The sequence below is a fragment of the Pseudomonas putida S13.1.2 genome (genome assembly GCF_000498395.2).
GTDB classification, from domain to species: Bacteria; Pseudomonadota; Gammaproteobacteria; order Pseudomonadales; family Pseudomonadaceae; genus Aquipseudomonas; species Aquipseudomonas putida_Q.
The window spans coordinates 3,308,896-3,332,966 of the sequence record NZ_CP010979.1 but is presented as its reverse complement, the minus strand read 5'-3'; the positions used below and the strand labels follow the sequence as shown (position 1 = coordinate 3,332,966).

The 24,071-nt window shown below is 64.3% G+C and carries 19 protein-coding genes; 14 read left to right on the top strand and 5 right to left on the bottom strand.

Annotation, left to right across the window (positions count from 1 at the left end):
- The first annotated feature begins 50 nt into the window (after positions 1-50).
- Entirely contained in the window at positions 51-2,087 is a 2,037-nt protein-coding gene (locus N805_RS14675; protein ID WP_019473033.1) for an NADPH-dependent 2,4-dienoyl-CoA reductase, read from the top strand.
- Between the two features lie 120 nt (positions 2,088-2,207).
- Positions 2,208-3,137: a 1-aminocyclopropane-1-carboxylate deaminase/D-cysteine desulfhydrase gene (locus N805_RS14670; protein WP_019473034.1), complete on the top strand. Its 930-nt coding sequence runs from the start codon at positions 2,208-2,210 to the stop codon at positions 3,135-3,137.
- Here N805_RS14670 and N805_RS14665 read toward each other — a convergent pair.
- Both N805_RS14665 and N805_RS14660 read right to left on the bottom strand, forming a co-directional pair.
- On the bottom strand, positions 3,089-3,634 hold the full coding sequence (locus tag N805_RS14665) for a cytochrome b (protein ID WP_019473035.1): 546 nt from the start codon (positions 3,632-3,634) through the stop codon (positions 3,089-3,091). The two genes, N805_RS14670 and N805_RS14665, sit on opposite strands and share 49 nt — an antisense overlap.
- A 223-nt stretch (positions 3,635-3,857) precedes the next feature.
- Positions 3,858-4,835, bottom strand: a complete 978-nt coding sequence (locus tag N805_RS14660) for a DUF1853 family protein (protein WP_019472899.1) — start codon at positions 4,833-4,835, stop codon at positions 3,858-3,860.
- A gap of 43 nt (positions 4,836-4,878) precedes the next feature.
- Here N805_RS14660 and N805_RS14655 point away from each other — a divergent pair, with 43 nt between their 5' ends.
- The 12 genes from N805_RS14655 to N805_RS30795 all read left to right on the top strand — a co-directional run bounded on the left by N805_RS14655 (position 4,879) and on the right by N805_RS30795 (position 18,366).
- Positions 4,879-5,769, top strand: coding sequence for an NAD(+) kinase (locus N805_RS14655; RefSeq protein WP_016485536.1), 891 nt, complete (start codon positions 4,879-4,881; stop codon positions 5,767-5,769).
- The gene (locus tag N805_RS14650) at positions 5,769-6,740 is read left to right on the top strand and encodes a metallophosphoesterase (protein WP_019472898.1); all 972 of its coding nucleotides are present in this window, start codon (positions 5,769-5,771) and stop codon (positions 6,738-6,740) included. The genes N805_RS14655 and N805_RS14650 overlap by 1 nt, the downstream gene beginning before the upstream one ends.
- A complete protein-coding gene (locus N805_RS14645; RefSeq protein ID WP_019472897.1) occupies positions 6,737-7,621 on the top strand; it encodes a rhomboid family intramembrane serine protease in 885 nt (294 codons plus the stop codon). The genes N805_RS14650 and N805_RS14645 overlap by 4 nt, the downstream gene beginning before the upstream one ends.
- 13 nt (positions 7,622-7,634) lie before the next feature.
- Positions 7,635-7,895 carry a YeaC family protein gene (locus N805_RS14640; protein WP_016500845.1) on the top strand — a complete coding sequence of 87 codons (261 nt, stop codon included), beginning with the start codon at positions 7,635-7,637 and terminating at the stop codon, positions 7,893-7,895.
- Positions 7,892-8,722: a DUF2797 domain-containing protein gene (locus N805_RS14635; protein ID WP_019472896.1), complete on the top strand. Its 831-nt coding sequence runs from the start codon at positions 7,892-7,894 to the stop codon at positions 8,720-8,722. The genes N805_RS14640 and N805_RS14635 overlap by 4 nt, the downstream gene beginning before the upstream one ends.
- A gap of 13 nt (positions 8,723-8,735) precedes the next feature.
- Positions 8,736-11,393: an aminopeptidase N gene (gene pepN / locus N805_RS14630; RefSeq protein WP_019472895.1), complete on the top strand. Its 2,658-nt coding sequence runs from the start codon at positions 8,736-8,738 to the stop codon at positions 11,391-11,393.
- Positions 11,394-11,667: 274 nt separating this feature from the next.
- Entirely contained in the window at positions 11,668-12,696 is a 1,029-nt protein-coding gene (locus N805_RS14625; protein ID WP_019472894.1) for a WD40/YVTN/BNR-like repeat-containing protein, read from the top strand.
- Positions 12,697-12,716: 20 nt separating this feature from the next.
- Entirely contained in the window at positions 12,717-15,092 is a 2,376-nt protein-coding gene (locus N805_RS14620; RefSeq protein WP_033692646.1) for an efflux RND transporter permease subunit, read from the top strand.
- 196 nt (positions 15,093-15,288) lie between these two features.
- Positions 15,289-16,347, top strand: coding sequence for an IS110 family transposase (locus N805_RS14615; protein WP_080956862.1), 1,059 nt, complete (start codon positions 15,289-15,291; stop codon positions 16,345-16,347).
- Between the two features lie 333 nt (positions 16,348-16,680).
- Positions 16,681-16,971: a DUF5629 family protein gene (locus N805_RS14610; protein ID WP_028614023.1), complete on the top strand. Its 291-nt coding sequence runs from the start codon at positions 16,681-16,683 to the stop codon at positions 16,969-16,971.
- Positions 16,937-18,067, top strand: coding sequence for a lactonase family protein (locus tag N805_RS14605; RefSeq protein ID WP_230685682.1), 1,131 nt, complete (start codon positions 16,937-16,939; stop codon positions 18,065-18,067). Before N805_RS14610 ends, N805_RS14605 begins: the two co-directional genes overlap by 35 nt.
- A 122-nt stretch (positions 18,068-18,189) precedes the next feature.
- On the top strand, positions 18,190-18,366 hold the full coding sequence (locus tag N805_RS30795) for a hypothetical protein (RefSeq protein ID WP_196305290.1): 177 nt from the start codon (positions 18,190-18,192) through the stop codon (positions 18,364-18,366).
- 148 nt (positions 18,367-18,514) lie between these two features.
- Here N805_RS30795 and N805_RS14600 read toward each other — a convergent pair whose 3' ends face one another.
- The 3 genes from N805_RS14600 to N805_RS14590 are packed head-to-tail and all read right to left on the bottom strand — an operon-like array spanning position 18,515 to position 23,984.
- On the bottom strand, positions 18,515-19,108 hold the full coding sequence (locus tag N805_RS14600; RefSeq protein WP_028614024.1) for a glutathione S-transferase: 594 nt from the start codon (positions 19,106-19,108) through the stop codon (positions 18,515-18,517).
- Positions 19,105-22,749 (bottom strand): AAA family ATPase, encoded by a 3,645-nt coding sequence (locus tag N805_RS14595; RefSeq protein WP_046811330.1) that lies wholly within the window; start codon positions 22,747-22,749, stop codon positions 19,105-19,107. Before N805_RS14595 ends, N805_RS14600 begins: the two co-directional genes overlap by 4 nt.
- Entirely contained in the window at positions 22,746-23,984 is a 1,239-nt protein-coding gene (locus N805_RS14590) for an exonuclease SbcCD subunit D C-terminal domain-containing protein (RefSeq protein ID WP_046811329.1), read from the bottom strand. Before N805_RS14590 ends, N805_RS14595 begins: the two co-directional genes overlap by 4 nt.
- Positions 23,985-24,071: the final 87 nt, after the last annotated feature.

Here is a 24,071-nt window from a genome sequence, read left to right as displayed (position 1 = left end):
GACCAGTGAGGCGCCCGCATACCGTGATCACGCCACCAGGGAACCTTTCCATGGCCGCCAACCGCTACCCGCACTTGCTCGCCCCGCTCGACCTGGGCTTTACCACCTTGCGCAACCGCACCCTGATGGGCTCGATGCACACCGGCCTCGAAGAGCGCCCCGGCGGTTTCGAGCGCATGGCCGCGTACTTTGCCGAGCGCGCCCGGGGTGGCGTCGGCCTGATGGTCACCGGCGGCATTGCGCCCAACGATGAAGGCGGGGTGTATTCCGGCGCGGCCAAGCTCAGCACCGAGGAAGAAGCCGACAAGCACCGCATCGTCACCGAAGCGGTGCACGCCGCCGGTGGCAAGGTGTGCCTGCAGATCCTGCATGCCGGGCGTTACGCCTACAGCCCACGGCAGGTGGCACCTAGCGCAATCCAGGCGCCGATCAACCCGTTCAAGCCCAAAGAGCTGGACGAGGAGGGCATCGAGAAACAGATCGCCGACTTCGTCAATTGCGCGGCACTGGCCCAGCGCGCCGGCTACGACGGCGTCGAGATCATGGGTTCGGAAGGCTACTTCATCAATCAGTTCCTGGCTGCCCATACCAACCACCGCACCGACCGCTGGGGCGGCAGCTACGAAAACCGCATGCGCCTGGCGGTGGAAATCGTCCGGCGGGTGCGCCGCGCGGTAGGGCCGAATTTCATCATCATCTTCCGCCTGTCGATGCTCGACCTGGTCGAGGGTGGCAGCACCTGGGACGAGATCGAGCTGCTGGCCAAGGCCATCGAGCAGGCCGGCGCGACCTTGATCAACACCGGCATCGGCTGGCACGAAGCGCGTATCCCGACTATCGCCACCAAGGTGCCGCGTGCGGCGTTTACCAAAGTCACCGCCAAGCTGCGTGGCGTGGTGAGCATTCCGTTGATCACCACCAACCGTATCAATACGCCGGAAGTGGCCGAAGCGGTACTGGCCGAAGGTGATGCCGACATGGTGTCGATGGCCCGGCCGTTCCTGGCCGACCCGGACTTCGTCAACAAGGCAGCGGCTGGCCGTGCCGACGAGATCAACACCTGCATTGGCTGCAACCAGGCCTGCCTGGACCACACCTTCGGCGGCAAGCTGACCAGCTGCCTGGTCAACCCGCGAGCCTGCCACGAAACCGAGCTCAACTACCTGCCCGTGCGGGCAGTGAAGCGCATTGCCGTGGTCGGCGCCGGCCCGGCTGGCCTGGCTGCGGCCACCGTGGCGGCCGAGCGGGGCCACGCGGTGACCCTGTTTGATGCCGCCAGCGAAATCGGTGGCCAGTTCAACGTGGCCAAGCGGGTGCCGGGCAAGGAAGAGTTCTTTGAAACCCTGCGCTACTTCCGCAACAAGGTGAAAAGCACGGGCGTGGACCTGCGCCTGAATACCCGTGTCGACGTACAGGCGCTGGTGAGCGGCGGCTACGACGAAATCATCCTGGCTACCGGCATCGCACCGCGTACCCCGGCCATCCCAGGTGTCGAGCATGCCAAGGTGCTCAGCTACCTGGACGTGCTGCTTGAGCGCAAGCCGGTGGGCAAGGCGGTTGCGGTGATTGGTGCGGGTGGCATCGGTTTCGATGTGTCCGAGTACCTGGTGCACAAGGGCGTGGCCACCAGCCAGGACCGTGAGGCGTTCTGGAAGGAGTGGGGCATCGATACCCAGCTTGAGGCGCGTGGTGGCGTGGCCGGGGTCAAGGCCGAGCCGCATGCCCCGGCGCGGCAGGTGTACCTGTTGCAGCGCAAGCAGTCCAAGGTGGGTGATGGCCTGGGCAAGACGACCGGCTGGATTCACCGCACCGGGTTGAAGAACAAGCGGGTGCAGATGCTTAACAGTGTCGAGTACCTGGGTATCGACGATGCCGGTTTGCACATTCGTGTGGCGGACGGCGAGCCGCAGGTGCTGCCGGTGGACAACGTGGTGATCTGCGCCGGGCAGGACCCGCTGCGTGAGCTGCAAGACGGCCTGGTGGCGGCGGGGCAGTCGGTGCACCTGATTGGCGGGGCCGATGTGGCGGCCGAGCTGGATGCCAAGCGGGCGATCAACCAAGGGTCAAGGTTGGCGGCTGAGCTCTGAGATTGCTGGGGCTGCTTTGCAGCCCTTCGCGGGCTTGCCCGCTCCCACAGGGATAGCGCACGCCTGAAGCCAGCGAACGGCCGCACAGCGGCCCCAGGATTTCGCTGGTAAACTCGCACGATGCTTTTCGACTTCCCTCAAGCGCCCCTGCAACCCCTGAACCTGCCTTGGCTGGCAACTGCCAATGTCGAGGCCGCTATCCTGCGGCTGGACCTGATCGACCCGCTGATCAGCGGCAACAAGTGGTTCAAGCTTCGCCATCACCTGCAGCATGCCAGCGCCAGTCACGCCCCGGGCCTGATCAGCCTCGGCGGCAACCATTCCAACCACCTCCACGCCCTGGCCGCCGCTGGCAAACGCTTCGGTTTTGCCACGGCAGGCCTGCTGCGCGGCCACCCCCAGGACACGCCAACCGTGCGTGACCTGCAGGCGCTGGGCATGCAATTGCATTGGCTGGGCTATGGTGGCTACCGCGAGCGCAACCAACCAGGGTTCTGGGGGCCTTGGCAGGCACGCTACCCCGGCTGGCATTGCATCCCCGAAGGCGGCGGCGGGCCGGCCGGTGCACAGGGCTGTGCCCTGATCATGCAGCAGGCACGCGCGCAGGTCACGGCACTGGGCTGGTCGGGCTACGATGCCTGGTGGCTGGCTGCTGGAACGGGTACTACCTTGGCTGGCCTGGTGCTGGCAGAGGCGGGTGCACATGCCGTACATGGCGCACTGGCTGTGCCCAGGGATCATGGTGTGCCGGAGACGGTGGCAGCATTGGCCGGTGCGCACGGCTACCAGCTACACGACGCTTGCCGTGGTGGTTTTGGCAAGTTTGACGATGATCTGCTGGCCTTCATCGCCGAGTGCGAGCAGCACAGCGGTGTACCGCTCGAGGCCCTTTACACCGGCAAGGCCCTGCTCGCCCTGCGTGGTCAGGTCGAGGCCGGGCTGTTTGCGCCCGGCACCCGCCTGATCGTTGTGCATACCGGTGGCCTGCAGGGCCGGCGCGGTTACTTGAAGGGCAGCATGCGCAGCAGCGTGTTGTCGCGCTGCACATAGTGGTGATACAGACCGGCCACCGCGTGCAGGCCGATTAACCAGTAGCCCCAGCTGCCCACGCGTTCATGCCAGCCTTTGATGAACTTGGCCTGGTCCGGGTCAGGGCCGATCAGGTGCGGCAGCTCCAGGCCGAAGAACGGCACGGGTTTGTCGGCGGCGCTGAGGATCAGCCAGCCGGCCAGTGGCATGCCGATCATCAGCAGGTACAGCGCCAGGTGCATCAGGTGCGCAAGCCCGGTCTGCCAGGCCGGCGGCTTGGGCACGATGGGCGGGGTAGGGCGGCTCAGGCGCATGGCCAGGCGCAGCCAGACCAGCACGAACACGCTGAGCCCGAGCATGAAGTGCAGGTCTTTCATCAGGTTGCGTTCGGCGCTGTCCTTGGGGAACAGGCCACGCAGTTCTATCAGCGCATAGACAGCGGCCAGCAGCACCAGCATCAGCCAATGCAGGGCGATAGACAGGCGCGCGTAATGGGTCGCGGGGTTGGATGAAACCATGATCGGTCCTCGTCATCAGGTCGGAAAGGCGCTCTTGCTGGCGCTCAGGTACCACTGTAATGGTTACCAGAAACAAATCTTTGCGCTGGGTCTGTGAAAATTGTGTTGCCAGCACCGGCCCTATCGCCGGCAAGCCAGCTCCCACAGGTACGACGATGAGCCTGGGGCCTGTGCAGTACCTGTGGGAGCTGGCTTGCCGGCGATAGGGCCGGTACAGGTAACATCAGGCACCGGGTACGTGCGGCCAGTCATCAGCCACGATGAACACCCGCTCTGCCTCCTGCCAGGCACCCTCAGCATCAGGCTCCAACCTCACCAGCAACTGCGCCGGCGCCTGCCGCTCCAGCACGTGCAACCAGGCCGCAAACTGCTCCACCGTCCAGCCTTCGCCTGCCTCGATCCGCGCAGGTGCCAGCCAGGCATGACGCTGCAAGGGCTGCCAATGCTCACCCTCTGCCATGACCCAGTCCCGCCGCCGCACCCAGCGCCCACGCAAGTGTTGCGGGTTGGCGCCTGCGGGTGGCTCGGCATGCCCAGGCCAGGGATAGAACAGATAGCCACCCAGCCACACGTGTGCCTGCACCTGCTCAACCCCCAACCGGGCCAGCACCTCGCGGCTGTGCGCCTTCTCAGACATCGGCAACTGGTGCCCCTTCAGGTGCGCAAGTTTGCTCCCCAGGCGGTCATGGCACCCTGGCCCCAGCCAGGCATGCGGGTCGTGCGAAGCCTCTTGCGGCCCCAGGTACAACTTGATCGCAAGCTCAAGGTGGTGCACACCGTCGCGGTCGCGCAGCACCACGTCCAGCTCGCCAAGGGTGCGCCCGGCGTCACGAATGGCCACGTTGGCCGCCAACAGTTCAATGCCTGGCGCCTGGCCCAGGGCAAATTGCCACAGCCGTTCGTAGTAATGCCCCAGCCGACGGCTGCCGAGCTTTGCCAGCCACTCGCGCAACGGGCCATCGTCGGCATCCAGCGCTCGCAACCAGCCCTCGAGACGCTGCGGCTGCTGCGCCCAGAGGCTGCCCGTCAGCGGGTGGCGCTGGGGGCAGGGCGGGGTGCTGAGCAGGGGCGGCGACAGCAAGGCCCAGGCCAGGTCGCGCACGGCGGGGCGGCGTAGCTGCCGGGGCAGGTCGTTGAGCAGGGCGAATGGCATCATCCAGCGAGCATAGCCGGTTTGCCGCTGCCCGGTGGTTTCGCCCATAATCGGTCCATCGTCACCCGTCGCAGAGCCCCGCAGGAGCCCCATGGAGCAATTTCGCAATATCGGTATCATCGGCCGCCTTGGCAGCTCGCAGGTGCTCGACACCATTCGCCGACTGAAAAAATTCCTCCTCGATCGCCACTTGCATGTGATTCTCGAGGACACCATTGCCGAAGTGCTACCCGGCCATGGCCTGCAAACCTCCACCCGCAAGCTGCTGGGCGAGGTCTGTGACCTGGTCATCGTGGTCGGCGGCGACGGCAGCCTGCTGGGCGCTGCACGCGCCCTGGCCCGGCACAACATTCCGGTGTTGGGCATCAACCGTGGCAACCTGGGCTTCCTCACCGACATCCGCCCCGACGAGCTGGAAGAGAAAGTTGCCGAAGTGCTCGACGGCCATTATCTGGTGGAAAACCGCTTCCTGCTGCAGGCTGAGGTGCGTCGCCACCACGAAGCCATCGGCCAGGGGGATGCGTTGAACGACGTGGTGCTGCACCCAGGCAAGTCCACGCGCATGATCGAGTTCGAGATCTACATCGACGGCCAGTTCGTCTGCAGCCAGAAGGCTGACGGCCTGATCGTCGCCACCCCCACCGGTTCCACCGCCTACGCGCTGTCGGCCGGTGGCCCGATCATGCACCCCAAGCTCGATGCCATCGTCATCGTGCCGATGTACCCGCACACCTTGTCGGGCCGGCCGATCGTGGTCGACGGCAACAGCGAACTGAAGATCGTGGTGTCCAAGGACCTGCAGATCTACCCGCAAGTGTCCTGTGACGGCCAGAACCACTTCACCTGCGCCCCCGGCGACACCATCACGGTGAGCAAGAAGCCGCAGAAGCTGCGCCTGATCCACCCGCTGGACCACAATTACTACGAGGTCTGCCGCACCAAACTGGGTTGGGGCAGCCGTTTGGGGAGCAGGGACGACTGATGCTCGATCCGGCGCGAAGTTTCGACATCATCGGCGACGTGCACGGCTGTGCACTGACCCTTGAACGCCTGCTCGACGCCCTCGGTTACAAGCGTGTGGCCGGCGTGTGGCGCCACCCGAGGCGCCTGGCGCTGTTCCTGGGCGATATCGTCGACCGCGGGCCACGCATTCGCGAAGCGCTGCATATCGTCCATGACATGGTCGAGGCCGGCCAGGCGTTCTGCATCATGGGCAACCACGAGTACAACGCCCTGGGCTGGGTCACCCCGGCGCTGCCCGGCAGCGGCAAGGCCTTTGTGCGCGAGCACACGCCACGCCATGCCCGGCTGATCGACGAAACCCTGACGCAGTTCGCCCACCACCCCGGCGACTGGCACGACTTCGTCAACTGGTTCTACCAGCTGCCGCTGTTCATCGACGCCGGGCGCTTTCGCCTGGTGCACGCCTGCTGGGACCCGCGGTTGATCGAGCCGTTGCGCCAGCAATACCCCGACGGGCGCATCGATGAACACTTCATCCAGGCCTCGGCGGTAAGTGGCAGTTTTGCCGACACGGTGTGCAACCGCCTGTTGCGCGGCACCGACATGCGCCTGCCGGACGGCCTGACGCTGACCGGCGGCGACGGCCTGACCCGCGCGTTTTTCCGCACCAAGTTCTGGGAAGAAGACCCGCAAACCTACGGCGACATCGTGTTTCAGCCCGATGCCCTGCCCGAGGAGGTGGCCAGCACACCGCTCAGCCACAGCCAGAAAAACGCATTGCTGCGCTACGCCGAAGAAGAGCCCTTGCTGTTCGTTGGCCACTACTGGCGCAGCGGCCGGCCTGCGCCTATCCGTGCCAACCTGGCCTGCCTGGACTACAGTGCCGTGCTCTACGGCAAGCTGGCTGCTTACCGGCTGGATGATGAAACCCGTATCGACCCGCACAAGTTCGTCTGGGTCGACGTCGACCGCCCACAGGCCAACCAATGAACATTATCGAAGTGATGCGCCTGCCGCTGTCGGTCGACCTCAGCGGCTTCGTCCACTTGCTGCAGCGCCTGCAGGTGCCGCACCGGGTAAGCGAGGAGGGCGATGTCCAGGTACTCTGGGCCCCCGACACCCTGGTCGAGGACGTACTGCAACTCTACCAGCGCTACCCGGACGGCAATGCCGACATCCAGGCGGTAGAGCAACCTGAGGAAGCGGGGCCCGCGAATGGCCCCACACAACCCTCCCTGGTAGAACAGGCCAAAGCCTGCAAAATCACCACCCTCACCTTGCTGCTGTGTTTCATCGTCGCCGGCCTCACCAGCCTGGGCGACAACTTCACCACCATCAGCTGGTTCACCTTCCTCGACTTCCGCGTCCAGGGCGACTACCTGTACTTCAGCTCGCTGGCGCAAGTTCTGAACGAAGGCCAGTGGTGGCGCCTGGTATCGCCCATGCTGCTGCACTTCGGTGTGCTGCACCTGGCCATGAACAGCTTGTGGTACTGGGAGCTGGGCAAGCGAATCGAGCTGCGCCAGGGCCCCTGGATGCTGCTGGGCCTGACCCTGCTGTTCAGCCTGGTGTCCAACCTGGCCCAGCACTACACCAGCGGGCCGAGCCTGTTCGGCGGCCTGTCCGGCGTGCTGTACGGCTTGCTCGGGCATATCTGGCTGTATCAGTGGCTGGCGCCCAATCGTTACTTCAACCTGCCCAAGGGCGTGCTGGTGATGATGCTGATCTGGCTGGTGGTGTGCCTGACCGGTGTGGTCGGCACGCTGGGCCTCGGCCAGATCGCCAACGCCGCCCATGTTGGCGGGTTGCTCATCGGATGCCTGACCGGGCTCTTGGGTGGGGCGCTGGCCCGGCGTAAACTGTCGGCTTGAATCAGGAGACACTATGTCCACTTTCGCGCAAATGATTGAAAACATCACACCGGAAATCTACGAGAGCCTGAAACTGGCCGTGGAAATCGGCAAATGGTCCGATGGCCGCAAGCTCACCGCCGAGCAAAAAGAGCTGTCGCTGCAAGCCGTGATCGCCTGGGAGATCCAGAACCTGCCCGAAGACCAGCGCACCGGCTACATGGGCCCGCAGGAATGCGCATCGAAGTCTGCGCCGATCGCCAACATTCTGTTCAAATCGGACTCGGTACATTGATCGAACTCGCTCGTGGCTCGTTGAGCAAAATGGCGGTAAGCCTGCAGGCACCCGTGGTGCAATACAGCTTCCGCCTGGATGACACGCAGGTGCCGGTCAACCCGCTGATCGGCCAGCGCCTGCGCCTGGAATACCTCGGCGCCATTCACTGCAACCACTGCGGCAAACGCACCAAGACCAGCTTCAGCCAGGGGTACTGCTACCCGTGCATGACCAAGCTGGCCCAGTGCGATGTGTGCATCATGGCCCCGGAAAAATGCCACTACGACGCCGGCACCTGCCGCGAGCCGTCGTGGGGTGAACAGTTCTGCATGACCGACCACGTGGTCTACCTGGCCAACTCGTCGGGGATCAAGGTCGGCATCACCCGCGCCACCCAGCTGCCCACCCGCTGGCTCGACCAGGGCGCCAGCCAGGCCCTGCCGATCATGCGCGTGGCCACCCGCCAGCAATCAGGCCTGGTCGAAGATGTGCTGCGCAGCCAGGTGCCAGACCGCACCAACTGGCGCGCGCTGCTCAAAGGCGATGCCGAGGTGCTCGACCTGCCCGCCATTCGTGAGCAGATCTTCGACGCCTGCGCCGACGGCTTGCGCGAGCTGCACGGGCGCTTTGGCCTGCAGGCGATCCAGCCGCTGCCCGACGCTGAAGTGGTGCAGATGAAGTACCCGGTCGAGGCCTACCCGAAAAAGATCGTCAGCTTCAACCTCGACAAGGACCCGGTGGCCGAAGGCACGCTGCTGGGCATCAAGGGCCAGTACCTGATCTTCGACACCGGTGTGATCAATATTCGCAAGTACACGGCCTACCAGTTGGCCGTGCTCCAGTAAAAAGGACCTGCACATGCGTACCGAACAACCGCAAGTGATCTACCTCAAGGATTACCAGGCGCCCGAGTACCTGATCGACGAGACGCACCTGACCTTCGAGCTGTTCGAGGACCACACCCTGGTTCACGCGCAACTGGTCATGCGCCGCAACCCGGCACGCGGTGCCGGCCTGCCGCCGCTGGTGCTCGACGGCCAGCAGCTGGAACTGCTGCGCGCCGCGCTGGACGACCAGGAACTGCAGGCGGGCGATTACCAGCTCGAAGCCGACAGCCTGACGCTGCACCCCAAGGCCGAGCAGTTCACCCTCGACACCAGCGTGAAGATCCACCCCGAGAGCAACACCGCGCTGGAAGGCCTGTACAAGTCGGGCAAGATGTTCTGCACCCAGTGCGAGGCCGAGGGCTTCCGCAAGATCACCTACTACCTCGACCGCCCGGACGTGATGAGCACCTTCACCACCACGGTGATCGCCGAGCAGCATCGCTACCCGGTGTTGTTGTCGAACGGCAACCCAACGGGCAGCGGGCCGGCCGAGGACGGCCGCCACTGGGCCACCTGGGAAGACCCGTTCAAGAAGCCGGCCTACCTGTTCGCGCTGGTGGCCGGTGACCTGTGGTGCGTCGAGGACACCTTCACGCGCCAGTCTGGCCGTGATGTGATGCTGCGCATCTATGTCGAGCCCGAGAACCTCGACAAGTGCGACCACGCCATGGTCAGCCTGAAGAAGTCCATGCGCTGGGACGAAGAAGTCTATGGCCGCGAGTACGACCTGGACATCTTCATGATCGTTGCGGTCAACGACTTCAACATGGGCGCCATGGAAAACAAGGGCCTGAACATCTTCAACTCCAGCTGTGTGCTGGCCCGTGCCGAAACCGCCACCGATGCTGCGCACCAGCGCGTCGAAGGCGTGGTCGCCCACGAGTACTTCCACAACTGGTCGGGCAACCGTGTCACCTGCCGTGACTGGTTCCAGCTGTCGCTGAAAGAAGGCTTCACGGTGTTCCGCGATGCCGAGTTCAGCGCCGACATGAACTCGCGCACGGTCAAGCGGATCGAAGACGTCGCCTACCTGCGCACCCACCAGTTCGCCGAAGACGCCGGCCCCATGGCCCACCCGGTGCGCCCGGACAGCTTCATCGAAATCTCCAACTTCTACACCCTGACCGTGTACGAGAAGGGCGCCGAAGTGGTGCGCATGGTCCGTACCCTGCTGGGTAACGAAGGCTTCCGCAAAGGCAGCGACCTGTACTTTGAACGCCATGATGGTCAGGCGGTAACCACCGACGACTTCATCAAGGCCATGGAAGACGCCAACGGCGTCGACTTTACCCAGTTCAAGCGCTGGTACAGCCAGGCCGGCACCCCGCGCCTGGAAGTGAGCGAGGCTTATGACGCTGCTGCGCAGACCTACAGCCTGACCTTCCGCCAGAGCTGCCCGCAAACCCCGGACAAGGCCGAGAAGCTGCCGTTTGTGATCCCGGTCGAGCTGGGCCTGCTGGACGCCGAAGGCAATGACCTGCCGCTGCGCCTGGCCGGTGAAGCCGCTGCTGGCGGCACCAGCCGCGTGCTGTCGGTGACCGAGGCCGAGCAGACCTTCACCTTCGAAGGTGTCCAGGCCAAGCCGTTGCCCTCGCTGCTGCGCGGCTTCAGTGCGCCGGTGAAGCTCAGCTTCCCTTACGACCGCGACCAGCTGATGTTCCTGATGCAGCACGACAGCGACGGCTTCAACCGCTGGGAAGCGGGCCAGCAGCTGTCGGTGCAGGTACTGCAAGAACTGATCGGCCAGCATCAACGCGGCGAAGCCCTGAAACTTGACCAGCGCCTGATCACTGCCCTGGGCACCGTGCTGGGCAACGAGTCGCTGGACGCCGCCATGGTTGCCGAAATGCTTTCGCTGCCGGGCGAGGCCTACCTCACCGAAATCAGCCAGGTAGCCGACGTCGACGCCATCCACGCAGCCCGCGAGTTCGCCCGCCAGCAGATCGCCGAGCAGCTGTTCGACGCCCTGTGGGCGCGCTACCAGGCCAACCGTGAAGTGTCGCGCAGCACCGCTTATGTGGCCTCTGCCGAGCACTTCGCCCGCCGTAGCCTGCAGAACATCGCCCTGTCGTACCTGATGCAGAGCGGCAAGCCGCAGGTGCTGGAAGCGACCCTGGAGCAGTTCGATCAGTGCGACAACATGACCGAACGCCTCACCGCCCTGGCGGTGCTGGTGAATTCGCCGTTCGAAGCCGAGCGGGCCAAGGCCCTGGAAGCCTTTGCCGAGCACTTCAAGGACAACCCGCTGGTCATGGACCAGTGGTTCAGCGTGCAGGCGGCCAGCGCGCTGCCGGGCGGGCTGGCGCGGGTCAAGGCGTTGATGCAGCACCCGGCGTTCACCCTGAAGAACCCGAACAAGGTACGTGCGCTGATTGGTGCCTTTGCCGGGCAGAACCTGGTCAACTTCCATGCGGCGGATGGTTCGGGCTACCGTTTCCTGGCGGACTTGGTCATCGAGCTGAATGCGCTGAACCCGCAGATTGCCTCGCGGCAACTGGCGCCGCTGACCCGCTGGCGCAAGTATGACGATGCGCGCCAGGCCCTGATGAAGGGTGAGCTGGAGCGGATTCTGGCATCGGGTGAGCTGTCCAGTGATGTGTATGAAGTGGTGAGCAAGAGCCTGGCGTAAGCCTGGTAGGAATCAGGGCTGCTGTGCAGCCCTTCGCGGGCACGCCCGCTCCCACAGGGATATCACAGGGCTTGATGGCTGTGATAATCCCTGTGGGAGCGGGCGTGCCCGCGAAGCTTTTTGGGCCGACAACAAAACATAACACCCCGCCCGTTGTAATCGCGCAAGCATCCCCGCTACGATCCCCTCAAGCTATTGCAGGCCTCTAGATCAGGCTTTTCGCAGTACCTGCAATGCATTGACCCACCAACAAGAACACAACAAGGGGGCAGTCATGAGGGAACAGCTACGGGCGCCAGCCAGGCGTGGTGCCTGGCCATTGGCGGCCAGCGCAGTGCTGGCATTGGCACTGGGGGTGTGGGCCGACAGCGCCCAGGCCGCCGCCGCCGACGAATACTCCACCGAATCAGCCAAGGCCAGCCAAAGCCTGCTGATCGGCGCCACCCATGCCGGCAAGCGCCTGGTGGTGGTGGGTGATCGCGGCCACATTCTGTTCTCCGACGACCAGGGCAGTACCTGGACCCAGGCCCGGGTACCCACCCGGCAGCTGCTCACCGCCGTGTTCTTCCTCGACGACAAGCGCGGCTGGGCGGTCGGCCATGATGCGCAGATCCTCGTCAGCAGCGACGGCGGCGCGACCTGGACCAAGCAGTACGAAGACCTTGCCCGTGAAGCACCCTTGCTCGATGTCGCCTTCCTCGATGCCCAGCACGGCTTTGCCGTGGGTGCCTACGGCGCTTTGCTGGAAACCACAGACGGCGGGCAGCACTGGCAGGACGTGGCCGAGCGCCTGGACAACCCTGACCAGTTGCACCTGAACGGTATCGCCCGGGTGCGTGACGCCGGCCTGTTCATCGTAGGCGAGCAGGGCGGCATGTTCCGCTCCGCCGACAACGGCCAGACCTGGGCCAAGGTCCAGGGCCCTTACGAGGGCTCGCTGTTCGGCGTGATCGGCACCGCCCAGCCGAACGCCCTGCTGGCGTACGGCCTGCGCGGCAACCTGTTCCGTTCCACCGATTTTGGCGACAGCTGGCAGCCGATCGAGCTCAAGGTCGCGCGCGGCAACCTCGAATTCGGCCTGGCAAGCGCTACGCTTCTGGATGATGGCACCCTGGTGCTGGTCGGCAACGGCGGCAGCGTGCTGCGCAGTGCCGATGGCGGCCAGACCTTCAGCGTGTACAACCGTGCCGACCGCATCGCCCTGGCTGGCGTCAGCGGCCTGGCCAATGGCGGCCTGCTGCTGGTAGGGCAGGGCGGTGTACACCTGGCGGATGCCCAGGGTGCCGAGGGGGCGAGCCAATGACCAGCAGGGAGAGCATTACCATGCACCCGCACCACCAGGACAAGCCCACCTTGCTCGAGCGCCTGATTTTCAACAACCGCCCCGTGGTCATCGCCCTGTGCGTGCTGGTGAGCATTTTCCTGTTCTGGCAGGCCACGCAGATTCGCCCGTCCACCAGCTTTGAAAAGATGATCCCGCTGCAGCACCCGTTCATCGAGCAGATGATGGAGCACCGCAACGACCTGGCCAACCTGGGCAACACCGTGCGCATTTCGGTGGAAGCGGTGAATGGCGACATCTTCGACAAGGACTACATGGAGACCCTGCGCCAGGTTCATGACGAGGTGTTCTACATCCCCGGCGTCGACCGTGCCGGGCTGAAGTCGCTGTGGAGCCCCAGCGTGCGCTGGAGCGAGGTGACCGAAGAGGGCTTTTCCGGTGGCGAGGTGATCCCTAACACTTACAACGGCTCGCAGGACAGCCTCGACACCCTGCGCGACAATGTGCTCAAGTCCGGGCAGGTGGGGCGCCTGGTGGGTAACAATTTCAAGTCCAGCATCGTCGACGTGCCGCTGCTGGAGAGCTACCCCGACCCGCAGGACCCAGGCAAGCAGGTGAAGCTGGATTACCAGCAGTTCTCGCACCTGCTGGAAGAGAAGATCCGCGACAAGTTCCAGGCGCAAAACCCCAATGTGAAAATCCACATTGTCGGCTTCGCCAAGAAGGTCGGTGACCTGATCGACGGCCTGGTGATGGTGGCGATGTTCTTCGGTGTCGCCCTGGCCATTACCTGGGTGCTGTTGTACTGGTTCACCTGGTGCATCCGCAGCACCATCGCCGTGCTCATCACCACCCTGGTGGCGGTGGTCTGGCAGTTGGGGCTGATGCATGCGGTGGGCTTTGGCCTGGACCCTTACTCGATGCTGGTGCCGTTCCTGATCTTCGCCATCGGCATTTCCCACGGGGTGCAGAAGATCAACGGCATCGCCTTGCAGTCGAGTGATGCCGACAACGCCCTCACGGCGGCCCGGCGCACCTTCCGCCAGCTGTTCCTGCCGGGCATGATCGCCATCCTCGCCGACGCGGTGGGCTTCATTACCCTGCTGATCATCGACATCGGGGTGATTCGCGAACTGGCCATCGGCGCCTCCATCGGCGTAGCGGTGATCGTGTTCACCAACCTGATCCTGCTGCCGGTGGCCATTTCCTATGTCGGCATCAGCAAGAAGGCCATCGAGCGCAGCAAGAAGGACGCCACCCGCGAGCACCCGTTCTGGCGCCTGTTGTCGAACTTCGCCAGTGCCAGGGTGGCGCCGGTGTCTGTCACCCTGGCGCTGGTCGCCTTCGCCGGCGGCCTGTGGTACAGCCAGAACCTGAAGATCGGCGACCTCGACCAGGGCGCGCCGGAGCTGCGCCCCGACTCGCGCTACAACCAGGACAACAGCTTCATCATCAGCAACTACTCGACCAGTTCCGACGTGCTGGTGATCATGGTCAAGACCCCGCCGGAGCAGTGCTCGGTCCACTCGACCATGGCGCCGATCGACGAGCTGATGTGGACCATGCAGAACACCCCGGGTGTGCAGTCGGCGATTTCCTTGGTGACCGTGTCCAAGCAGGTGATCAAGGGCATGAACGAGGGCAGCCTGAAATGGGAAACCCTGTCGCGCAACCCGGACATCCTCAACAACTCCATCGCCCGTGCCGACGGCCTGTACAACGGTGACTGCTCGCTGGCGCCGGTACTGGTGTTCCTCAACGACCACAAGGCCGAGACCCTGGAGCGGGTTACCGCCGTGGCCAAGGCGTTTGCCGACAGCCACAACAAGGAGGGCCTGCAGTTCCTGCTGGCGGCGGGCAACGCCGGGATCGAGGCGGCGACCAACGAAGTGATCAAGTCGGCCGAGCTGACCATCCTGATCCTGGTGTACATCTGTGTGGCGGTGATGTGCCTGATCACCTTCCGCTCGTTCGCCGCCACCCTGTGCATCGTCCTGCCGCTGGTACTGACCTCGGTGCTGGGCAATGCGCTGATGGCCTACATGGGCATCGGGGTGAAGGTGGCGACCTTGCCGGTGGTGGCGCTGGGCGTGGGGATTGGCGTGGATTACGGCATCTACATCTACAGCCGGCTGGAAAGCTTCCTGCGTGCCGGGTTGCCGTTGCAAGAGGCCTATTACCAGACCCTGCGCTCCACGGGTAAAGCCGTGTTGTTCACTGGCTTGTGCCTGGCCATCGGCGTGTGCACCTGGATATTCTCGGCGATCAAGTTCCAGGCCGACATGGGGTTGATGCTGACCTTCATGCTGCTGTGGAACATGTTTGGTGCGCTGTGGCTGCTGCCGGCGCTGGCACGGTTCCTGATCAAGCCGGAGAAGATGGTGGGCAAGGAAGGTGGGTCCATTTTCGCCCATTGAATCGCAAGGGGGCCGCTTTGCGGCCCATCGCGACACAAGGCCGCTCCTACAGGAGGTTCGCGTTCCATTGTAATCGATGGACTCGCCCCCGCCGAGGCATCACAGTGCCACGGTGGCGTTCGAAGAAGCCAACGGCAGCGAGGGCGAGACCATGAAAAAGCATAGTTCGAAGCACGATTCCCTGTCTTCCACCGATGTGGAACTTTGCACAACCATCTGCGTAGACCTGGCCAAACAGGTCTTCCAGTTGGCAGGCGAGGACGCTACTGGTCGGGTGATCTACGAAGATCGCATCAAATCCCGTCAAGCATTCCATGACTTCCTGATCAGGCTGCCAACGACCGTGGCCGTCTTGATGGAGTGCGGTCCAGGTGCACAAGCCTGGGCCAGGCTGCTGCAAACCAAAGGTAATCCGGTTCGCATCCTGCCTGCGCAACGCGTCGCCGAACACCGTAGCGGCGCGAAGAACGACCGTAACGATGCCCATGCCATTCTGCGTGCCGGTCGCGATACCAGCATTGCCTCCGTACCGATCAAGAGCACCACAGCGCTGGCTATTCAAGCACTGCATCGCATCCGGCGCGGCAACATCAAGCGGCATACAGCGCTGGGCAATCAGATACGTGGCCTGCTGCTTGAGCATGGCGTATCCATGCCTCAAGGCGATGCCGCGATCAGTCAGCAGGTACCGCGGGCGCTTGAGGATGCCTCCTTGCCTCTGCCCGACTTGTTGCGCGAGTTGCTTGATGAGCTGCTGACTGACTGGCTGTCTTTAGGTGAACGCATTGCGGCGCTGAGTGGACGGCTCGAAGTGACAGCCCAGCAAGATAAGGTGGCACAGCGGCTGATCACCATTCGTGGCGTTGGCCCAATCATCGCCACGGCGATCGTGGCAAAACAGACCGAACCCAGCCGCTTCGCGAGTGGCCGAATGTATTCCGCCTTCTTCGGTATCGTGCCGGACCAGCACAGTAGCGGAAACAAAATCAGGCTGGGCAGAATGAGCAAGCGAGGTGACGGCTACATACGCAGCCTGATGATCCAGGGCGCCCATGCTGTCTTGAGTCAGCTAAGACCTGATTCCGATCAGCCAGACGATCGCCGCCTGTTGCGCTGGCTATCCCGCCTTGGACGCAAGGAGGCGGCGATCAGACTGGCTAATCGAAATCTGCGCATTATCTGGGCTCTGTTACAGAGCAATCAGGTCTACCAACGTAAACCGAACAACAACCCGGAGGCTGCTATGAGCCTCTGACCAACCGAGCAATGCCACCGGGGCGCTGAGCGCTCCAACCCCTGCTAGTGAACATTGACCCTAGGTAAGACCGTCGCAGACAGATGCCTCCGCTCCTACAGGCCTAACGTAATGGCCTCAATGTAAACGGCACACTGCGAGCTCACCACGATGTTGGCCAGAAGCGAAAAGCTTCCTCGAATAGGCCTGATACATAGATGCAACCGGGTTCCTATGTTCAAAAGCAGCTAGACAGTGTGGGCGAGTCCATACATAGGAGCGGCCTTGTGTCGCGATTGGGCTGCAAAGCAGCCCCAGGGTTATAATGCCAACTTATTTCAGATTGGTACCCCCATGTCCCCCCTCGCCACCGCCCTGCAGTCCTGCGACATGCTCCTGATCGACGGCCTGCACGCCTTCGACTTCACCGCCGACGCCTCTGGTCTCACCGTCGAATGCATGGACGGCCGCCAGCTGCGCCGCTGGTCCTTCACCCCCGAACAAGTCACCGCCGCTGTCGCCACTGGTGATGAGTGGCAACTCAACGATGCCAACGGCGAGCATCGGCTAGTCTGTATGAGTGCCTTTCGCGCCCCGGATGATGACCAAGATGAACCGAATCTGGACGAGCCTGCTGACCGCTAGCCTGATGAGCCTCACAATCAATTCCCACGCCGCTACCTTGCTGGTGGGCAGCTACACCGATGGTGCCAGCCAGGGCATCTACCGCTACCAGTTCGACGACAAGGCCGGCCAAATCGGCCCCGCACCCCTGCAGGTGGTGAAAAGCGTCAGCCCTTCGTGGCTGGTGCTGTCGGCCGACCAGCGTCAGCTGTTTGCGGTGAATGAGACCCCGCAGGGCCACGCCAGCAGTTTCAGCATCAGCAGCAAAGGCGAAATCAAGCCCCTCAACCAGGTGGCCACTCAGGGCGACGAGCCGACCCACGCCAGCCTTAGCCGTGACCAGCGCTTCCTGTTCGTGGCCAACTACGCGGTCAACCCCGAGCCCGGTGGCAGCCTGGTGGTGATCCCGGTGGCCAAGGACGGCAAGCTCAAGCCCGTGGTGCAACAGGCCCGGCACAAGGCGAGCGGGGTCAACCCTGAGCGCCAGGCCGGTGCCCACGTGCATTCGCTGGTGCTGTCACCGGACGGCCAGCACCTGTACGCCAGCGACCTGGGTGCCGACAAGGTGTTCATCTACCGCTACGACGGTGCCAGTGCGGACCACCCGCTGACAGCGGCGATACCTGCGTCCGTGGCCTTGCCGCCGGGCAGCGGGCCGCGACACCTGCTGTTCGACGCCAAGGGGCGGCACGCCTACCTCACCTTGGAAATGAACGCCGAGGTGGTGATGTTCGATGTACAGGACGGCAACCTGGTTGAACGCCAGCGCTTACCCCTGACCGAGCGCCAGGAGGCCGCAGCGAAGGCGGCAGGTGGCTTGCACCTGTCGGCGGACGGGCGTTTCCTGTACGTGAGCAACCGCGGCACGGCCAACGAGATTGTCGTGTTTGGCGTGGGCAAGGAAAACGGCCAGTTGACGTTCCTGCAGCGTCGTTCGGTAGAAGGCGATCACCCCCGGGAGTTTGCCCTGGCCCCGAGTGACAACTTCCTGCTGGTGGCCAACCAGAAGAGCAACCAGATCGTGGTGATACGCCGCGATCCACGCAGTGGCAAGCTGCTGGAGACGGTGCAGACGCTGCAGCAGGATGCACCCTCGGACCTCAAGTTCATCGAGTGATATCGATCAGCGTGATAATCGGTACTGCCGCAATGAATTTTTGCCTACGGCCTCGGCGGCGTAAGTTTGACCCAAGGCCCAAGCGGGCCACCGTCAAACCACCGCCGTCGAGGTCAGCCCAGATGAACTTCAATCTCTTCCCGGTTATTGCCGCATCCGCCATTTCCGCATCGGTCGTACTGCCGGCGCATGCCCATGCCGACAGCAGCAAGGCTTCTGCCACCCACAGCTACACCGAGCAGTACCTGCGCCAGAGTGCCCACTTCCATGCCGCCCTGAGTGGCAAGCAGCACCCCTGAGCCTTGGGCGGTCTCCTGTAGGAGCGGCCTTGTGTCGCGACAGGGCCGCAAGGCGGCCCCGGCTATTTCGGCTGTGATGCAGATATTTTGGGGCCGCTGCGCGCCCCTATCGCGACACAAGGCCGCTCCTACAAGGGATCGTGTGAACTCATTTGGCCATGACTGACCTGAACAGCTCCGAAGCCAGCCACCCCTCCAGCCAGCTCCGCACCCGCGGATAAGCCGCCTCGGCGAACCACTGCGGTTCGACCCCGGCAAACTGGCGCATCAGGGGCAGCAACGCGGCATCGGCAATGCTCGGGTGGTCCGCCAGCAGGTAGGGTCGTCCTGCCAGCAGGCCTTCGAGCTCCGCCAGCCAGGTTTCAGCCTGCTGGCGGTAATGCTCGCGGGAATGCTGCGGGTAACGCTCGGCATACTTGTACAGGTTCACCTGCGCCTTGAATGTGCTGTCATTGCGCGCAATCAGGGCTTCAGCTTGCTGCGCGGCCACAGGGTCAGCCTGTAGCTGCCAGTCCTGCGGGTCGTTTTGCGCCAGTGCCCAGCGCATGATGTCCAGGCTCTCCTCCAGCACGCCGGCACCGGTATCCAGCACCGGCACCGTGCCCTTGGGCGATAAGGCCAGCAGTGCTGCCGGCTTGTTCTTCATCGCCACCTCACGGATTTCCACCTCGCACCCGGCATAACGCAAGGCCAGGCGCGCGCGCATGGCCCAGGGGCAGCGGCGGAACGAGTAGAGGATCACCCGCACACCTCCACATCACTCAGGCCATTGCCTTGGCGACGCACCTGGATCTGCACCGGGATGCGCTCGTGCATTTCCTGCACGTGGGAGATTACCGCCACCTTGCGGCCCTGGGCCTGCAAGCCGTCGAGGGCGTCCATGGCCAGTTGCAGCGACTCGGGGTCAAGGCTGCCGAAGCCTTCGTCGATAAACAGCGATTCGATGCGCAGGGTGCTGGAGGCCATCGAGGCCAAGCCCAGGGCCAAGGCCAGCGATACCAGGAAGGTTTCCCCGCCCGACAGCGAGTGCACCGAGCGCAGTTCGTCGCCCATCTCGGTGTCCAGCACCAGCAGGCCGAGGGCGCTGCCGCCGCGCTTGAGGCGGTAGCGGCGGGCCAGCTGGCGCAGTTGGGTGTTGGCGTGGTGCAGCAGCAGGTCGAGGTTGTAACCCTGGGCGATCTTGCGGAACACATCGCCCGAGGCCGAACCGATCAGGGCGTTCAGGCGCGCCCAGCGTTGCCACTGCTGTTGGGCCTGTTCGATGTCTGCCGCCAACGCCTGGTGCGCCTGCTGGCGCCGCTGATCGTCGGCCTGTTGCGCGCGCAGTTCGGCGCACTGCTGCTCGTGGCTGGCCAGGCGCTCGCGCAGTTCGGTCAGGGCTTGCTCCAGGGCTTCGGCGCAGGTGTCCACGGTCATTTGTGCGGCGTGTTGTTGCAGGCGTTGCTCGCGCTCCTGCAGCAGCACGCGGCCCTGTTCGATGGCTTTTTCGGCGCTTTGCAGGTGCTGGCGCAGTTCATTGACTTGCGCATCATCCATGGCCAGCAGGCGATCCAGGCCGGCGTCGTCCAGTTCCGGGTGCTCGCTGCGCCATTGGGTGATCTGGCCCTGCAACTGCTGGCACTCGGCGTCCAGCGCCTGTTGCTGCTGGACGTTGGCCTTGAGCTCGCTGGCCAGTTGCACACCCTGGGTGCGCAGGTCTTGCAGGCGCTGGGCGGTGTCGGAGTCCAGGGCGCGGGCTTGCTCCAGCGAGATGTCCATGTGCTGCTGCCAGGCTTCTGCACTGGAGTGTTCACCCAGCAGTTCGCCGAGCGAAGCCTGGGCTTGCAGGCGTTGTTCGTCGAGGGCGGCCAGTTGCTGCTGCAACTGCTGCTGGCCTTGCACTCGCGCTTGTTGCTGGTCGCGCAACTTGTCCAGCTGTGCCTGGCGGGCTTGTTGTTCTTCCAGCTCGTCCTTGCGCTGCTCCAGTTGCTGCAGGCGCTGGGCAATCTGCTGGTCGAGGGCGAGGAAGGCATTCGCCGGGTCTTCGTTGAGGGCCTTGAGGGCTTGCTCGGGCAATACGCCGGCGAGGTCGCTCAGCCCCTGCTGCAACTGCTGCTCATCGTTGGCCAGGGCTTGGTGCTGATGCTCCAGATGGCGCTGGGCCTGCTGCTGGGCGTCGTGGGCAGCCTGCAGTTGCTGGTTGAGGCGAGCGGCGTCTTTTTGCAGGGCGAGCAGGGCGCTCTGGCGCTTCTCGTCCTGGCCGATTTCTTCGTCCAGGCGCCGCAACTGGCTGTCGAGCCAGGTGCTACGGGCCTTGTCGTCCTGCGGGGCGAGGGCCGGCCACAGGCTGTGCGCCTGTAGCTGGGCCACCAGCGGTTGCAGCTGTTCACCCAGTTGTTGCAGTTGCTGTTGGTAGTCCTTGAGCTGAGCATTGACCACACCCAGCTGGGTACGCAGTTCCACCAGCTTGGTGTTGAGGCTTTCGACCTGCTTCTGTGCGGCGTCTTCTTCGGCCTGATCATGGCGACCCAGGCTTTGCAGCAGGGCTTCGGGCTGATGGAACGGGTGCTCGGCGCTGCCGCACACGGGGCAGGGTTCGCCGTCGCGCAGTTGGCCGCGCAGTTCTTCGACGCTGGTATTACGCGCCAGGCGCTGGCGCTGTAGCAGCTGGCGGGTGAGGGTCAGCGCTTGCTCGGCGGCCTCCAGCTCGGCCTTGGCGGCGGTGCCTTCGGTAATCAGTTGCTGGCGTTGCTGCATGGCCTGCTGCTGCCGTTCACGCACGGCATCCAGCTGCTGGCGCAGCTCTTGTTCACGGCCATGCAGGCGCGACAGTTCCTCGACGGCGCGCTGCTGCTTGCGGTTGTCCTGCAGCATGCCACCGAGCAGGTCGATTTGCTCGGCAAGGGCCTGTGGTTCGGCCTTGGCCTCGCGGAACAGCAGGTCGTAGGCGTCGCGCTCGGCCTGCAAGTGCGCATTGGCCTGGCTGGCCTGGGCCTGCAGGCCGGGCAGTTCTTCACGGCCTTTGGCCAGGCGCCCACCAATCAGCATCACCTGCTTGAGCTGCGGCAGGTAGGCGTGCCAGGCATTGGCCAGGCCCGCCAGGTGCTGGCTGTCAGCCAGCGCGGTGTCGATGTTGGCCAGTTGCTGCAGGCTGCGCTGCTGGTTGTCTTCCAGCTGCTGCAACTGCTGCTGGCCGTGGGTGACTTGCTGTTCAACCTGTTCGCTGGTGCTGCGCTGCGCGGCCAGCTCCTGGTCCAGGCGGGCCAGGTTGTCCTGGGCGGCAAAGGCCTGGCGCAGGCGCGGTGCGTTTTCGCTGTGCCGGGCCTGGCTGTCGGCAAGCGCCTGGCGTGCTGCGCTCAGCGCCTGTTCGAGCTCAAGGGTGCGCACCTGCAGCTCGGTTTGCTGCTGCTGTTGTTCTGCGATTTTCGCGGCCACGGGTGCCAGTTGCGCAGTCAGCGCCTGCTGGCGGTGGAACTGGTGGCGCTGCGGGGCAAGGCGTTCCAGGCGAACGAGGTCCAGGCGGGGTTCGGCCAGTTGCTGCCAGCTTTGTTCGGCGGCCTGTAGCGCGGTGCCGGCTTCGGCATGTTGGGCCTGCAACTGGCGTTGTTCATTCAGCCAGTTGCGTTGCTGTTCCAGTTGGCGCTCGCCAGCCTGGTCGGCCTTGAACTGCTGCTGCGCCTGCTCCAGGCGCTGGTCAAGGTCGGTGCGGGCTTCGGTGGCCATTGGCAGCAGGTGGCTGGCGCGGTCCTTCAGGGCGTTGTGCGCCTCGCCAGCTTCACGGGCCTTGCTGAAGGCACGCTGCCCCAGGCGGGTGTAGATGGCGGTGTTGGTGAGCTTTTCCAGCAGCTCGCTGCGCTCTTTGTCGTCCGCCTTGAGGAAAGCGCCGAACTCGCTCTGGGCCAGCATCACCGCACGGGTGAACTGCTCGAAGTTCAGGCCAAGGCGGGCTTCGACCAGTTGCTTGTATTCGTTCTTGCCGCTGCCCAGCACCTGTTCGCTGTCCAGGTCGTAGAAGCTCTGGCGGCTGTGCTGCAGCTTGCCATTGGCCTTGTCGCGGGCGCGGTTGGCTTCCCAGCGGGCGCGGTAGCGGCGGCCGTCGATGCCGATGAAGTCGACTTCGGCAAAGCCACTGCCGGTGCCCCGGCGCAGCAGGTTGCGCGGGTCGTAGGTGGGGATTTCGCCGTCGGCGTCGGGCACCTTGGCCTCGCGGCCGATGTCGTTCAGGCGTGGCACCGCGCCAAACAACGCCAGGCACAGGGCGTCGAGCAGGGTGCTCTTGCCGGCCCCGGTAGGCCCGGTGATGGCGAACAGGCCAGCGCTGGCCAAGGGCTCCGCGGTGAAGTCGATTTCGACCGGGCCGGCCAGCGATGCCAGGTTCTTCAGGCGAATGGCGAGAATCTTCATGGCTGCTCCTCTTCCTGCTGCACGTCCTGCAACAGCAGGGCAAAGTCGGCCAGCGCCTGCTCATCTGCGGGGGTGCCGTAAGCCTGCTCCCAGGCGCGGCTGAACAGGTCTTGCGGGGTCATCTGGGAAAGCTCGACAAAGGCCAGGTCATCGTCTTCGGCGTTATTGCGGCCGGCGTATTCGGCGCTGATGCGGATCAGCCGCACGGCTTTGCCTTCCAGTGCAGTTTCAACCTGCTGGCGCAGGTCGGGTTGCGGCTCGTCCAGTATCACCCGCACTTCCAGCCAGGGCTGGCGGTTGGGGTCTTCGAGCAGGTCGATCACGGGCAGGTCGGCCAGTTGCTGCAGCAGTTCGCCCAGCGGCGCCGGGCCGACCCGTTGCAGGGCCACCGCGCGCGGCACCGGGCGCGGTTCTACGCTGACCAGGTCGGTGCCGTCCAGCTCCACTTCCAGCACCTGGTGCGGGTAGTTGATTTCGGCGAACGACAGCGGGATCGGCGAGCCGCTGTAGCGGATGCGTTCTTCGCGGTTGACCTTCTGCGGTTTGTGCAGGTGGCCCAGGGCGACGTAGCTGATGGCCTTGTCGAACAGCTTGGCCGGCAGTGCCTCGGCGTTGCCGATGATCAGGCTGCGCTCCGAGTCCTCCGACACCGAGCCACCGGCCATGTGCGCATGGCTGATGGCGATCAGCGCCTGGTCTTTCTTGCGCTTTTTCTGCGCGGCGGCGATCAGTTGCTGGTGCACCTGGGTGATGCCTTGCAGGTAGTCGTCGCCCAGGTTCGGGCCGGTGACCTCGGCCGGGCGCAGGAAGGGCAGGGCCAGGCACCAGGCGGCAACCTTGCCGCGGCCGTTGGTCAGTGGGATCAACAGGCGCTCGGCATCCAGCTGGCCTTCGTCCAGCCAGTGCACCCGGCCCAGGGCATGGGTGCGCAGGCGCCGCATCAATGCGGCGGGCAGCTCGATGCGCGAGCCGGAGTCGTGGTTGCCGGCGATCATCACGATGTCCAGCTTGGGCTGTTGCTCATGGGCCTGGACGATGAAGTCGTAGAGGCGCTCCTGGGCTTTGACCGGCGGGTTGACCGTGTCGAAGATGTCGCCGGCAATCAGCAGCGCATCCGGCTGGCGCAGGCGCAGCTGGCTGAGCAGCCAGTCAAGGAAGCAGCCGTGTTCGAAGTCGCGTTCCTGGCCGTGCAGGCTTTGGCCCAGGTGCCAGTCGGAGGTATGAAACAGACGCATGGATGACCTGTTGGTGTCGAGTCGGACAAGCGGGGAAAGGGCGGTATGGTAACTGTAGGAGCGGGCTTGTGTCGCGAAAGGGGTGCG

What these genes read in the sequence shown, in the direction of transcription:
- N805_RS14595 (WP_046811330.1), bottom strand. Translation starts at nt 22,749, where the DNA reads ATGAAGATTCTCGCCATTCGCCTGAAGAACCTGGCATCGCTGGCCGGC.
- N805_RS14660 (WP_019472899.1), bottom strand. Translation starts at nt 4,835, where the DNA reads ATGGGCGAAACCACCGGGCAGCGGCAAACCGGCTATGCTCGCTGGATG.
- N805_RS14590 (WP_046811329.1), bottom strand. Translation starts at nt 23,984, where the DNA reads ATGCGTCTGTTTCATACCTCCGACTGGCACCTGGGCCAAAGCCTGCAC.
- N805_RS14655 (WP_016485536.1), top strand. Translation starts at nt 4,879, where the DNA reads ATGGAGCAATTTCGCAATATCGGTATCATCGGCCGCCTTGGCAGCTCG.
- N805_RS14665 (WP_019473035.1), bottom strand. Translation starts at nt 3,634, where the DNA reads ATGGTTTCATCCAACCCCGCGACCCATTACGCGCGCCTGTCTATCGCC.
- N805_RS14675 (WP_019473033.1), top strand. Translation starts at nt 51, where the DNA reads ATGGCCGCCAACCGCTACCCGCACTTGCTCGCCCCGCTCGACCTGGGC.
- N805_RS30795 (WP_196305290.1), top strand. Translation starts at nt 18,190, where the DNA reads ATGAACTTCAATCTCTTCCCGGTTATTGCCGCATCCGCCATTTCCGCA.
- N805_RS14625 (WP_019472894.1), top strand. Translation starts at nt 11,668, where the DNA reads ATGAGGGAACAGCTACGGGCGCCAGCCAGGCGTGGTGCCTGGCCATTG.
- N805_RS14605 (WP_230685682.1), top strand. Translation starts at nt 16,937, where the DNA reads ATGAACCGAATCTGGACGAGCCTGCTGACCGCTAGCCTGATGAGCCTC.
- N805_RS14620 (WP_033692646.1), top strand. Translation starts at nt 12,717, where the DNA reads ATGCACCCGCACCACCAGGACAAGCCCACCTTGCTCGAGCGCCTGATT.
- N805_RS14670 (WP_019473034.1), top strand. Translation starts at nt 2,208, where the DNA reads ATGCTTTTCGACTTCCCTCAAGCGCCCCTGCAACCCCTGAACCTGCCT.
- N805_RS14645 (WP_019472897.1), top strand. Translation starts at nt 6,737, where the DNA reads ATGAACATTATCGAAGTGATGCGCCTGCCGCTGTCGGTCGACCTCAGC.
- N805_RS14640 (WP_016500845.1), top strand. Translation starts at nt 7,635, where the DNA reads ATGTCCACTTTCGCGCAAATGATTGAAAACATCACACCGGAAATCTAC.
- N805_RS14650 (WP_019472898.1), top strand. Translation starts at nt 5,769, where the DNA reads ATGCTCGATCCGGCGCGAAGTTTCGACATCATCGGCGACGTGCACGGC.
- pepN (WP_019472895.1), top strand. Translation starts at nt 8,736, where the DNA reads ATGCGTACCGAACAACCGCAAGTGATCTACCTCAAGGATTACCAGGCG.
- N805_RS14610 (WP_028614023.1), top strand. Translation starts at nt 16,681, where the DNA reads ATGTCCCCCCTCGCCACCGCCCTGCAGTCCTGCGACATGCTCCTGATC.